We start from the raw sequence: 12943 nt of genomic DNA on the forward strand, positions 1-12943 counted from the left end.
AAACTGACTGTTGTGAGGATGACACATTCCTGTCGTCATCACGGTCGAAATGTGTCGCTATCTATTGCGCCGCTCTGGAGGGTCCTTTAGCTGCCTACTATTACAAGTTCGCCATCCCACGCGGGTGCAAAATAGCAACTAAGGGGCAAGTATGTTTTTGAGAAGAACAATTCTGTTAGGTTCAAGCGTGCTGGCTGGTGCCATCGCAGTCGCTAGCCCTTCCTTCGCCCAGACCACGCCCCAACAGCGTCAGTCGCAGCAGGTCGCCACTGCTCAGCAAGCGACGGAAGTTGAAGAAATCGTTGTTACCGGTTCGCGCATTCGTCGCAATAGCGAGTTCACAAGCGCCTCACCGCTGACGGTTATCACCACCGAGCAGACGGATTTACGTGGCGTACCCGACGCGGCCGCAGCTCTGCAAACGTCGTCAGTTGCGGCTGGCTCCTTCCAGCTCAACGATCAGCTAACTGGATATAACACGGCTGGCGGCGGCGGCACGCAGGCCATCTCGCTGCGGGGTCTTGGTGAGCAGCGGACTTTGACGCTGATCAACGGCCGTCGTGCGGGGCCGGCGGGTACCCGTGGCCAGGTTCAGGCTTTCGACCTGAACGTCATTCCACAGTCGCAAGTGGAACGGTTTGACATCCTTAAAGATGGGGCTTCGTCGATCTATGGATCTGACGCCGTCGCTGGCGTGATCAACATCATCACCAAGCGCGATATGGACGGCGGTGCGATCAATTTCTACGCCTCGCAACCGTTCGAAAACGGTGGCGAACAGTTCCGTGCCGACGCCACCTTCGGGAAAACGTTCGACCGCGGCTACGCCAGCCTGAGTATGGAATATTATCGCGCTGAAGCGCTACGGAAAAAGGATCGCAAGGATACCGCCTGCGCTCAGGACTACGTTACGGACGTTCAGGGTGGTGTCCGTCGCGACTATATCGATAGTCGCACCGGTGAGTATCGCTGCTTCAACCTGACGAACAATTACATCTCGGTTGTGGCCGCTCCGGGCGTGACGGCGATGAGCATCGTTCCGACCAGCTTCTATGGACCGGCTTATAACTACAACGTGGCAGGCAACAACTCGCCATATGCCGGTTTCGCGCGTTTTGCTCGCGGCGGGTATCCGGGTACTTACGCCTACCAGCCGAGCGATACGCCTCTCTACGACAACTCGACTGTAATAAGTCCGGTGGATCGCTACACGCTGAACTTCGTGGGCGGTTATCAGGTCACGCCGAATGTCGAACTTTACACCGAGTTGCTCTACAATCATCGTAAGTCGAGCCAAATCGGTGCGGGGCAGGTGTTCCAAAGCTTCGCCCAGCGTAATACCGTTGGTGGAGCGCCCAATTATCTGCCTGCCAGCAACCCGAACAACACGTTGCGCGTGAACGCGGTTACGGTTGCTGCCTATGAGTCCAGTTCATTCCAGGAAATTGACTACTACCGTGGCGTCGTCGGCGCTCGTGGTGATTTCCAGGCGGCCGGTCGCGACTTCAGCTGGGATATCTACGGTCAGTATTCATATTCGGATGCGGCCTACAACAATGGTCCTCGCATCTACCTCGACCGCCTGTTGGCTCTGAACAGCCCCAACGTCGCATGCACCAACACGCCAATAGGCGGCAACGTTTCGAGCTTCAACTGCGCCGATCTGCCTAACGGTATACCGTGGATGTCCGAGCGTGTTCTGGGCGGAAACTTCAATGAGGCTGAGCGCAACTTCTTGTTCGTCACCGAAGAAGGCACGACGACTTACAAGCACGGTTATATTGAAGGCGTCTTGAGTACAGATCGTCTGTTCTCCCTGCCAGCTGGTGACGTGGGTTTGGCAGCAGGCTTTCAGGTCCGTCACGAAGCTCTCGACGATCAGCCGCCTGCTCAAGCCGCCATTCGAAACGTCGCGCTCTACACGTCGGCGGGCAGAACGCGCGGTTCGGATGACATTCGCGAAGCGTTTGCCGAGGTCGAAATTCCTCTGCTGAAGGATTTGCCTTTCGTCCAATCGTTGACCTTGAACGCCTCTGGCCGAATTTCGGACTACGACAGCTACGGAACCAGTGACACCTATAAGGCCAGCCTGAACTGGAGCTTGACGCCGGAGTTCCGCATTCGCGGCAGCTATGGCACATCGTTCCGAGCGCCTGCGCTCTACGAGCTGTTCCTGGGCAACCAGGTCGGCTATTCGAGCCAAGCCAATACGGACCCCTGCATCAAATATGGCGACTCCGGCGTTGATGCCGGTATCGTCAACGCCTGTGCGGCTCTCGGTATAGCTCCGGACTACACCGGTGCTGGCGCCAGTAGTGCAACCATCACGACCAACGGCGGCGCTGGGCGACTTGAGGCTGAAACGGCGAAGTCATCAAATCTCGGTGTCATCTGGACGCCTCGGTTCGCGGATTTGAACATTGCCATCGATTACTTCGACATCACTATCGATAACGAAGTTCGTCAGTTTGGTGCTTATAACATTATTGAGCAATGTCTGCGGGGCAATGCGGAGTTCTGCGGTCTGTTCGAACGAGCTGCTGGCACGAACTACATTCTCACCGTTAACAATAGCTACGTTAACGTGGCTGAACAGACCAATCGCGGCATCGATCTGAACATCCGCTATCGCCGTGAACTTGGCGGTGTGACCGCAACGTTCGCGACGCAGCACACTTGGAAGTTGGAGGACCACGTCAACTTGTTGGGTGGTGCTGAGGAGGACTATCTTCACACCACGTTCGCAAATGGCGGACCGGCGTATGCCGGCAATGCTAGCTTGACAGTGACAGCGGGTGATTTCACTTGGTATTACGGCGTGGATATGCTGGGTCGCGGATCTGACCTGTCGCAACCGGGCGTAAACCCTCTGTCAGCGTCAGCCAAGTATGCCGATCTGGCTAATGGCCTCGACTCCGCTGACTGTTCTTCACCGCGCAACTACTGCGTCTATTCGAAGCGTTTCGCCGAGTTCACGAGCTATCATTCGACGTCTCTGCGGTATCGAGCCAATGATTGGACCTTCCAAGTTGGTGTGAACAATCTGTTCGACGAACGTCCGCCGTCGGCGTCGTCTGCCAACACGTTCCGCTTGGGTACGGCTGCGCTGAACGGCTATGATATGCGTGGTCGTCGCGGCTTCGTTCGGATCGGCCGGACGTTCTAATCTTATCTATTGAGGAAGTACTCGGGGCGGCCCAATGGGTCGCCCTTTTTCTTTGTCGGCAGGAAAAATCTGGCAACGCTTCCGGTTTGTGCTGTTCTTCGTTCCGACTCACATTATCGCCGTAACCTTCTCTTAACCTTCGTGGGCGCAATCCTTAACGCGCTCATAACCAAAGCGATTCGGCGGGGCGGTCGGTTGGTTTGAAGGGGCGGGTCAGCAGGTCGGAAACAGAAAATGTCGCTCTCATTGGTCAAGCCGCAACACACTGAACTGAAGCCCCGCATCGTCGTGTTCGGCGTCGGGGGCGCCGGCGGCAACGCCGTGAACAATATGATCGACGCCGGTCTGGAGGGCGTCGAGTTCGTCGTCGCCAATACGGACGCGCAACACCTCAGCTTCGCCAAGACGGATCGCCGCATCCAGTTGGGCGAAACCATCACACAGGGCCTGGGCGCGGGCGCCCACCCCGAAGTCGGCATGAACGCCGCCGAGGAATCCGCCGACGAGATCCATCAGCATCTCGAAGGCGCCCATATGGTGTTCATCACCTGCGGCATGGGCGGCGGCACCGGCACGGGCGCCGCGCCGGTCATCGCCAAATGCGCGCGCGATCGCGGCATCCTGACCGTCGGTGTCGTGACCAAGCCTTTCACCTTCGAAGGTCGTCACCGGATGCGCCTGGCCGACGCGGGCGTCGCCGAGCTGCAACGCTATGTCGACACCCTGATCGTCATTCCGAACCAGAACCTGTTCCGCGTCGCCAACGAACGCACGACCTTCGCCGACGCCTTCGGCATGGCCGACCAGGTGCTGCATTCGGGCGTGCGCTCGATCACCGACCTGATGATCCTGCCCGGCCTGATCAATCTGGACTTCGCCGACGTGCGCGCCGTCATGTCCGAAATGGGCAAGGCGATGATGGGCACGGGCGAGGCGACCGGCGACGACCGCGCCCTGCTGGCCGCCCAGAACGCCATCGCCAACCCGCTGCTGGACGAAACCAGCCTGAAGGGCGCCAAGGCCGTGCTGGTCAACATCACCGGCGGTCTGGACATGACCCTGCTGGAAGTCGATGAGGCCGCCAACGCGATCAGCGCGGAAGTGGACGGCGACGCCAACATCATCTTCGGCGCCGCCTTCGATCCTGCGCTGGACGGCAAGATCCGCGTCTCCGTGGTCGCCACCGGGATGGACGAGGGCGAGGTGCGTCGCATCGAGCCGATCGCGCCTCAGGCCTCGGCTCCGCTGGCCAACCATGACGCCCGCCGCGCCGCCGGCGGTCATTATGGCGCGCAGACCTCGCGTGCGCCCGAGCCGACGCGCGAAACCTATCGCGAGCCGGTTCGCGCCGAGGCGCCCGAGCCGCGCATCGAACCGGCGCCGGTCGTGCCGACCTTTCAGGCCCCGCCTGCCCGCGAGCCGGAACCGCGCCCCGAGCCGGTGATCCGCGTCGCCGAGCCGCAACCGCGCACCCTGGACCCTATCGTCGATCCGTGGGTCGAGGAATATGAAACCCGCGCGCCCGCCGCCAGCCGCGCGCCGCAGGGCGACCTGTACGGCGAGCGGGCGGCGTCCCAGCCGCAGCCTCAGGCCGACGACGGCTATGACGACCGCGATCATCGCCGCAGCGGCTGGAGCCTGTTCGGCCGCGGCAAGCGCACCCAGCCGCAGGCCGACATGGGCTATGCGCCCCAGCACAGCCATCAGACGCGCGGCTCGGCCCAGGCCGCGCAGCAGCCGGAACCGGAGGCGGGACAGGCCGATGACGACCTGGAAATCCCATCCTTTCTCCGCCGGCTGGCGAACTAGGACACCGCGATCCTGAACCCAGGGTCCGACCGGGACGCCCCGAGGCCGCAAGCTTCGGGGCGTTCGGCGTTTCAGGCGGGGCCTGACGGCGTGTATCAGACCGAAACAATCCGAAACCGGACTTTGGTTTTAGGCTTGCTGCGCGGCCGCTACAGGGAAGGCGGGGCGTAATCCGCAAGGCGTGCGGACGCATTGAGAGAAGCGAGTTTGGGTTTGTCGGTCAGAAACGACCATCACGAACGCACCATCGTCGCGCCGGCCATCATCGCCGGCGTCGGGGTGCATACCGGCCGTCGGGTGCGGCTGGCGGTTCGTCCTGCGCCGTCGGGCGCGGGCATCGTCTTCGTGCGCACGGATGTCGCCGACCGCGACAACCGCATTCCCGTGTCGGGCGAGGCCGTGGTGGACGCGCGCCTGAACACCATGATCGCCAACGGCGACGACGTGCGCCTGTCGACCATCGAACATCTGATGGCCGCCTTCTCGGCCCTGGGCGTGTCGAACGCCGTGGTCGAGGTGGATGGGCCGGAGTTGCCGATCCTGGACGGGTCGGCGCTGGAGTTCGTGCGTCTGCTGGATCGGGCGGGCTTCCGTCCCCAGCCGCAGCCGCAGCGCTACATCGAGATTCTGGAGACGGTCCATGTGGTCGAGGGCGACAAGCACGCCGCCCTGATGCCCTGCGACCGTTTCGAAATGCGGTTCGAGATCGACTTCCCGTCCAAGGTGATCGGCAACCAGATCATCGACTTCGTCGTGGACGAGGCGACGTTCCGGCGCGAGATCATGGCCTGCCGCACCTTCGGCTTCGCCCATGAGGTCGAGGCGCTGCGCAAGGCCGGTCTGGCGCGCGGCGGTTCTCTGGAGAACGCCGTGGTCATCGACGGGGACGAGATCCTGAACCCTGGCGGCCTGCGGATGGAGCGCGAATTCGTGCGGCACAAGGCGTTGGACGCCATCGGCGACCTGTATGTGCTGGGTGCGCCGTTGCTGGGCCGTTACGAAGGCTACAAGGCCGGGCACGCCCTGAACAACAAGCTCGTGCGCGCGCTGCTAGCCGCCCCCCACGCCTGGCGCGAAGTGACGCGCGTGCCGGAGTTGGCTCAGGCGGGCTAAGCCCCGATCACCGAGATCAAACGGCCGAAGTCCGGCTCGTTCTGCTGGAAGGCGCGGCGGTTCGAGTAGAACCGTTCTGCGTCCGCGCAGGTGTCGTGTCCGGTCCAGACCGCCTGACCGACGCCGGCCTGCTGAAGCCGCCACAGGACGAAGCCGGGCAGGTCGAACCGGCGTTTTTCGGCCGTTTCACCCGGCTGGAAGAAGCGATCGCTGCCGGGATCGTGGTGGACGAACCGTTCTTCGAAATCCACGCCGACCTCATAGCTGGCGGGCGCGATGCAGGGGCCGACGACGGCCAGGACGCGGCGCGGCGCGGCGCCCAGCGCCTGCATGGCCGAGACGGCGGAATGGATCACGCCGCCCAGGGCGCCCTTCCATCCCGCATGGACGGCGGCGACGATGCGGGTTTCGGGATCGGCCATCAGAATCGGCGCGCAGTCGGCGGTCAGGACCGAACACAACAGGCCCGGCTCTGTCGAGACGACGGCGTCGCCTTCGGGCCGGTCGCCGTTCCAGGGGGCATCCGCCACGCGGGCTACGGCGGAGTGTATCTGATAGCAGCCGTTCAGATGCCCCGCCTCGGCGCCGAAATGGGCGGCGACACGGCGGCGGTTTTCCGTGACGGCGGCGGGGTCGTCCTGTGATCCGACGCCCGCGTTAAGCCCATGATAGAGGCCGGTCGAGACGCCGCCGGCGCGGGTGAAGAAGCCGTGGGCGACGCCGGCGGCGGTCAGCAGCGGATGGGTTATGGGGGCCAAGTCGGTCATGACAGCCTTCTATCAGACGTCCCAGCCGGGCACGACCAGGGCGCGGGGGGCGAAGATGACGGCGGCCTTGAACAGGTCGCCCATCTGGTCGTCGGCGGTCAGGCGATGAAGCTGACGCTCGATCACCGGCGCGGCGGCGGGGCGGGCGGTCTTCAACGCCTCGGCGCGGGCGTGGACGCCCAGACGCCACAGGAACTCGCCCTGCGTCAGGCAGCCGGTGACGTCGGCGCCGGTGTGGACGGCGGCCTCCAGCACGGCGGGGAAGTCGGCCCACTGGGTCAGGTCCGCCATGCCGGGATCGGCGAGGGGATCGACCTTCCGGTGGCGGTGCAGCGCCTGAAGCGTGTCGCCCGCCTCGGGCCGGGCGCGGCCGTAGTCGATCAGCAGGGCGGCGCCGGATGCGGCCTTCGTCAACAGGCCCAGGTCGCGGCCGAAGATCGCCTGCTGGTCCGAAATCTCGACCACGCCGCCCGGCGGCACGTCGAAGTCCGGCTTTCGGAAGCCGCCCGTGATGGCGGCCAGGCCGAAGATCAGTTCTCCGTCGTCATCGACGCCGATGCGACGTTCGGCCCAGCCGTCCGGGGTGCGGACGAACTGGCGGGCGGGCAGGCAGTCCAGCACCTCGTTGGCGATCAGGATGACCGGGGCGTCCGTGTCGATCTGGTCCAGGCCCCGCACCCAGCGCGGCGACAGATCGGCGCCGGCCAGGGCCCTGGCCTGAAGATCGCGCAAGGGGCCGCTGGGTTCGATCAGGATCAGGTCGCAGGCTTCCAGAAAGCCGGGGGCCAGGCGGGCCGCTCTCAGGGCGTCGGTCATCAGCGTGCCGTCGCCGGGACCGACCTCGACCAGGCGGAACCGCTCGGGCGCGCCCAGCCGGTTCCAGGTCTCGACCGCCCACAGGCCGATCAGTTCGCCGAACATCTGGCTGACCAGGGGGGCGGTGATGAAGTCGCCGCGCGCGCCCAGATCGGGACGGGCGGCGTAATAGCCGCCCTTTGGGTCGTGCAGGCAGCGGGTGACATAGTCGGCGACGGTCATCGGACCCGTCAGGGCGATCTCGCGCGCCAGACGGGCCTTCAGGGTTTCGGGCCGGCTCATGCCTCGGCGGCGGCCGGCGGACGCTTCCAGGCGCGCCAGATCAGCCAGGCGCCGACCAGGATCATCGGGATCGACAGCATCATCCCCATAGTCAGGCCCAGCGGGAAGTTCGGCATGCCGAAGTCCGGCTCGCGCACATTCTCCAGCGCCGCGCGGCAGACGCCGTAGCCGACCAGGAACAGGCCGGTGATATAGCCCGGTTTCTTCAGCAGATCGAACTTCCAGATCGCGATGGACAGGATGGAGAACAGGACCACGCCCTCAAGCCCCGCCTCGTAGAGCTGGCTGGGATGGCGCGGCGCGTCGCCGGCGGGGCAGAAGCCGTACATCTGCTGGATGCGGGCGTTGCAGAAACGGATGGCCCAGGGAACGGTCGTCTCGCGGCCCCACAGTTCGCCGTTTATGAAGTTGGCCAGCCGCCCGAACATCAGGCCGATGGGCACGACCGGCGCGACCATGTCGCCCAGGCGCAGCATGTCGATCTTCTGGCTGCGGGCGTAGAGGACGATGGCCAGGCAGACGCCCAGGAAGCCGCCGTGGAAGCTCATCCCGCCGGTCCACAGCTGGAACAGCTCCAGCCGCTCGCCCCAGCCGTGGCCGGTAAACAGCTGGCCGTACATGACCGGCTTGTAGAAGAGGGCGTAGCCCAGTCGCCCGCCCAGGATGATGCCCAGCACGATCCACAGCACCAGGTCGTCCAGCTGGTTCGACGTAATCGGCGCCTTGCCCGGCGCCCACAGCCGCTGCGTCCTGGCCAGACGCGCCGCATACCACCAGCCCAGCACGATGCCAGCGACATAGGCCAGGGCGTACCATCGGATCGGCAGCGGTCCCAGATGGATCAGGACCGGATCGAATTCGGGAAAGGGCAAGGGGCGTTCCTCATCAATACGCCCCCGCTTTAGCAAGCTAGGTGTGTGCCGTCGCTGATTTTACCACTGACCATTGAGCGCCTCAGATATGCGTCCGGGATTGACGTTTAGACGCCCAGCAATTTCAGCGGACGAGAGCGTCGATGTCGCCGCGATCAATCTTGCGCGATTTCCAAGTCGCGGCGTCATCTTCACAGACTTTTTTTGAACCCGGCGAGCGGGGCGAGCGCGAAACATCTGGGGAATAACAACATCCTCAATTGCATCCGCTGCGTCTCCTGGGGCGATCGCTCCAGTTCGAAGGTCGTGGGCGAGAAGGGTTAGGATACGGCGGGCTGTAGCAATATCGCTCATGTGAAATCCAAAGTTCGTCGAACAATGTTTCAAATGGGGTGCTCGCTCTAGCTTTCAAGATCGCCTTGATGGCTTCCGCGAAGCAGCAGAAAGAAAGGTTTCGTTCACCATAGTCGGTGAACCTTCGTTAACGCCGTCGAGGTCGGAGGCCGCCATGCAGACCCGCAATCCCATCCTGGACGAGTTCGCCAAACTGACGACCGGCGCCATGGGGCTGGCCCAGGCGGCGGGCGAAGAGGCCAAGACCGCCTGGCGCGCCCAGGCTGACCGGATCGCCGCCGAAATGGACCTGGTCCGGCGCGACGAGTTCGATGTGCTGAAGGACGAGATCGCCGCCCTGCGCGCCGAGATCGCGGCGCTGAAAGCCGTCGGCAAGCCTGTCGAGGGAACGTCCACAGATGGAACTCAACCCGGGGACGCAGCCGGTTGAGCCGAATCTGCGAACAGGCTTACCGTTCTGTTAACGCCCGCGACTCGCGCGGACGCAGCTCGAATCGAGACTATTGATGGATATCGCCCGGCCAGAGGAAATGGACGTGCCGTTCGACCCGCTTGAGGTCGTCGAGCATGTCCTGACGGCCGAGAACCTGCCTTTCGACCGCACCGACGACGGCGACCTGGCCTTCGCCCTGGCCGGCGACTGGAAGGATTACGAGTTGTGGTTCGCCTGGCGGCCCGAGGGCGACTGCCTTCAACTGTGCTGCGCCCTGGACCTGAAGGTGGCCAAGAGCCGCAAGACGGCGGCCTATGAACTGGTCGGCCTGATCAACCAGCGCACCTGGATGGGCCATTTCGAGGTCTGGGCCGAGGACGGCGAGATCGTCTTCCGCCATTCGCTGGCCCTGCCGATGGGCGAACGCCCGACGCTGGCCCAGGCGGCCTCGATGATCGACGCGGCCATCGAGGCGTCCGATCGCTACTATCCGGCGTTCGACTTCATGGTGCGCGGCAACAAGAAGCCGCAGGAGGCCATCGACGCCTGCCTGTTCGAGACCGTCGGCACCGCCTGATGCGCGTTCCGGGGCCTGTCGTTCTGGTCGGGTGCGGTCGGCTGGGGTCCGCCATTCTGGAAGGCTGGCTGCTGACCGATACGGTCGCGGCGCAAGACCTGATCGTGCTGAGCCCGTCGGAGAAACCGGCCGCCGAGGCGGCGCGGGCCAGGGGCGCGCGGATCAATCCGCCGCTGGAAGCCCTGATGCAGGCGGCGGTGATCGTGCTGGCGGTCAAGCCGGCGAAGTGGCGCGAGGTCATGGCCCCGCTGGCCCCCTTCCTGAACGATCAGGCGGTGATCCTGTCGGTGATGGCGGGCGTCACGGCGCCCAGTCTGGCCGAGGAGATCGGCGGATGGCCCATCGTGCGGGTCATGCCGACGACCGGCGTGTCGCGCGGACGCGGCGTGGCCTCGGTCTGGTCGGCCGATCCGAAGGCGGAGGCGCTGGGACGCGATCTGTTCGCCGCGATGGCCGAGACGGTCGTCCTGAAGGACGAGGCCCTGATGGACGCGGCGACCGCGGTGGCCGGATCGGGCGCGGCCTATTTCTACGCCTTCACCGAGGCGCTGGCGCGGGCGGGAGAGGCGGCCGGGCTGGACGCGGCGACCGCCGACGTCCTGGCGCGCGCCACCCTGCGTTCCGCGGCGGATTCGATGGGCGAGGACGCGCTGGACGCCCTGATCGGCCGCATCGCCTCGCCCGGCGGTTCGACCCGCGCAGGTCTGGACGCCCTGGATCTGGACGGTCGGCTGCAGACGATGCTGGACGACACGGTCTCGGCGGCGGTGCGCCGCAACCGTGAAATGGGCGCCTAGGCCAGAGACCTCAAAAGCGGCCGCGCTCGATCTGGTCGCCGAACCGTTCGAAGGCGCGGTCGGCGTCGCGCCAGACGCTGTAGCCCCAGACGTCGCGCAGATCGGGCGTGAAATAGGAATAGTCAACCGGCCGGGTCTGACCGTCCGCCAGCACGATCTCGCCCTTGATCGCGGCGCCGCCGATGGAGACGCTGCGGATCGGATCGAGGCCGGGGCTGCGGCGAACCTGTTCGATGGTCGGGCGGTTGGGCTTCAGATCGACCAGCACCAAGTTGGCAGTCGCGCCGGGATAGCGCTGGGCCAGGGCCTTGCCGACCTGGGACTGCAGACCGGCGATCTGTTCGTTGACGTCGCGGTCGCCCAGCTTGTCGACTTCGCGCCGAAGCTCGGGGCCGACCGTGACGTTGACGGTCGGGGCGGGGACTTGCGCCTGGGCGATGGTGGCGACGGCGAGGGTGGCCGCCAGCGGCGCGAAGAAGGCGAGTTTACGCATCACTTATGATCTCCTTGCCCTGTCGCGCCTAAGATGATCCCGAACGCGCGGTTTCGCTAGGGGCGGGCGCAGCAAATCCGCGCGGCTCAGACGCTTTCGACGATGGAGACGGCGCCGGGCACGCGCACGATGGCCTTCAGCCCCCCCAGTTCGCTGCGGTCCAGGGTGACGTCGCCGCCGTGAGCGCGGGCCACGTCGCGGGCGATAGCCAGCCCCAGACCGACGCCCTTGCGGTTCTGATTGCGGGATTCGTCCAGTCGCGAGAAGGGCCGGAAGGCCTCGTCGTACAAGGCCTCGGGGATGCCGGGCCCATCGTCCTCGACTACGACCTCCAGCCCGCCCGAGGCCAGGGCGCGCGCCGACAGCCGCACATGCTCGCCATGCGAGGCGGCGTTGCCGGCCAGGTTCACCACGGCGCGCTTGAACGCCAGGGGGCGCAGGGAGGCGGTCATGCCCTCGGGCGCCGCCACATCGACCACGGCCCCGGCGCGCCGGGCGTCCTCGGCCGCCGCCTTCAAGAGGTCGGAGATGGAGACGGGCTTGGGCGGCTCGCCCGCCTCGCCGCGCGCGAAGTCGAGATATTCGTCGATCATATGCTCCATCTCGTCCAGATCGCCGCGCATGGCGGCCTGACGCTTGAACGGGGGGGCCAGGGCCAGTTCGAGACGCAGACGGGTCAGGGGGGTCCTCAGATCGTGGCTGACGGAGGCGAGCAGGGCGGTGCGCTGGTCGATGTGGCGCTGGATGCGGTCGCGCATGGCCATGAAGGCGACGGCGGCGGCGCGGACCTCGCGCGCGCCGTGCGGCTTGAACCGGGGCACGGTTTCACCGCGCCCGAAGGCCTCGGCGGCGTCGGCCAGCCGCTCGATGGCGCGGACCTGATTGCGGATGAACAGGATGGCCACGCCCATCAGCAGCACCGTCGCGATGGTCAGCCAAAGCACGAAGATGTGGGCCTGGGTCGCCACCGCCCGCTCGCGCGGGGCGATGATGCGAAGCACGCCCTGCGGCTCCTGCACCTGAATGTCGACATAGGCGGGGTAGCGGGTGGTGTCGAACCAGTAAGGGCGGTCCAGACGCGCATCCAGCGCCCGGTCCAGCACCCGGTCCACCACGCCGATGGCCCCCCGCCGCGTCTCGGTCGGCAGTGTGCGGCCTTCCTGAAGCACGATGGACAGGGACATCGACCTTTCGGCCCGGTCGGCCAGCTTCTCCAGATTGGCCTGGGACGGATCGTCCTCGTAGCTCTGCACCGCCCAGGCGATGTCGCCCGCCAGGCCCTCGGACAGGCGCGCGGTCACGGTCTGCCAGTGAGCGTCGAAGAAGACCCACGTCACCGCCATCTGCATGACCAGCACCGGCAGGACGATGATCAGCAGCGAACGGCCCCAAAGCGAGGTCGGCAGGCGCCGCTTCAGGAAGCGCGGCCACAGAGAGGCAGGCAGAAGCCGCATGGCGTCGGTC

Annotated in this window: 11 protein-coding genes; 6 read left to right on the forward strand and 5 right to left on the reverse strand. The window is 65.2% G+C overall.

Annotation, left to right across the window (positions count from 1 at the left end; genetic code table 11):
• Window positions 1–187: 187 nt before the first annotated feature.
• The 3 genes from SH203_RS04695 (at window position 188) to lpxC (ending at window position 6088) form a co-directional block, all read left to right on the forward strand.
• Entirely contained in the window at window positions 188–3166 is a 2979-nt protein-coding gene (locus SH203_RS04695; protein WP_159457536.1) for a TonB-dependent siderophore receptor, read from the forward strand.
• Between the two features lie 234 nt (window positions 3167–3400).
• Window positions 3401–4975 (forward strand): cell division protein FtsZ, encoded by a 1575-nt coding sequence (gene ftsZ, locus SH203_RS04700; protein ID WP_087119713.1) that lies wholly within the window; start codon window positions 3401–3403, stop codon window positions 4973–4975.
• A gap of 213 nt (window positions 4976–5188) precedes the next feature.
• Window positions 5189–6088 (forward strand): UDP-3-O-acyl-N-acetylglucosamine deacetylase, encoded by a 900-nt coding sequence (gene lpxC / locus SH203_RS04705; protein ID WP_087119714.1) that lies wholly within the window; start codon window positions 5189–5191, stop codon window positions 6086–6088.
• On the opposite strand, the gene pgeF is transcribed toward lpxC, so the two are convergent.
• From pgeF to lgt, 3 genes are read right to left on the reverse strand one after another with little or no spacing between them, the layout of a single operon-like run.
• Window positions 6085–6855: a peptidoglycan editing factor PgeF gene (gene pgeF / locus SH203_RS04710; protein WP_087119715.1), complete on the reverse strand. Its 771-nt coding sequence runs from the start codon at window positions 6853–6855 to the stop codon at window positions 6085–6087. The genes lpxC and pgeF overlap by 4 nt on opposite strands.
• A gap of 12 nt (window positions 6856–6867) precedes the next feature.
• Window positions 6868–7953 (reverse strand): class I SAM-dependent methyltransferase, encoded by a 1086-nt coding sequence (locus SH203_RS04715; protein ID WP_087119716.1) that lies wholly within the window; start codon window positions 7951–7953, stop codon window positions 6868–6870.
• On the reverse strand, window positions 7950–8825 hold the full coding sequence (gene lgt / locus SH203_RS04720; RefSeq protein WP_087119717.1) for a prolipoprotein diacylglyceryl transferase: 876 nt from the start codon (window positions 8823–8825) through the stop codon (window positions 7950–7952). The genes SH203_RS04715 and lgt overlap by 4 nt, the downstream gene beginning before the upstream one ends.
• A gap of 508 nt (window positions 8826–9333) precedes the next feature.
• Between lgt and SH203_RS04725 the strand changes: the two genes are divergently transcribed.
• From SH203_RS04725 to SH203_RS04735, 3 genes are all read left to right on the forward strand, one after another.
• On the forward strand, window positions 9334–9609 hold the full coding sequence (locus SH203_RS04725) for an accessory factor UbiK family protein (protein ID WP_087119718.1): 276 nt from the start codon (window positions 9334–9336) through the stop codon (window positions 9607–9609).
• Between the two features lie 76 nt (window positions 9610–9685).
• On the forward strand, window positions 9686–10189 hold the full coding sequence (locus SH203_RS04730) for a YbjN domain-containing protein (protein WP_087119719.1): 504 nt from the start codon (window positions 9686–9688) through the stop codon (window positions 10187–10189).
• Window positions 10189–10986 carry a pyrroline-5-carboxylate reductase gene (locus tag SH203_RS04735; protein WP_087119720.1) on the forward strand — a complete coding sequence of 266 codons (798 nt, stop codon included), beginning with the start codon at window positions 10189–10191 and terminating at the stop codon, window positions 10984–10986. The genes SH203_RS04730 and SH203_RS04735 overlap by 1 nt, the downstream gene beginning before the upstream one ends.
• Before the next feature lie 10 nt (window positions 10987–10996).
• On the opposite strand, the gene SH203_RS04740 is transcribed toward SH203_RS04735, so the two are convergent.
• Window positions 10997–11479 (reverse strand): hypothetical protein, encoded by a 483-nt coding sequence (locus SH203_RS04740; protein WP_087119721.1) that lies wholly within the window; start codon window positions 11477–11479, stop codon window positions 10997–10999.
• Between the two features lie 86 nt (window positions 11480–11565).
• Window positions 11566–12933 carry an ATP-binding protein gene (locus SH203_RS04745; RefSeq protein WP_087119722.1) on the reverse strand — a complete coding sequence of 456 codons (1368 nt, stop codon included), beginning with the start codon at window positions 12931–12933 and terminating at the stop codon, window positions 11566–11568.
• Window positions 12934–12943: the final 10 nt, after the last annotated feature.

Source organism: Brevundimonas sp. SH203, from assembly GCF_002157625.1.
Classification (GTDB): Bacteria; Pseudomonadota; Alphaproteobacteria; order Caulobacterales; family Caulobacteraceae; genus Brevundimonas.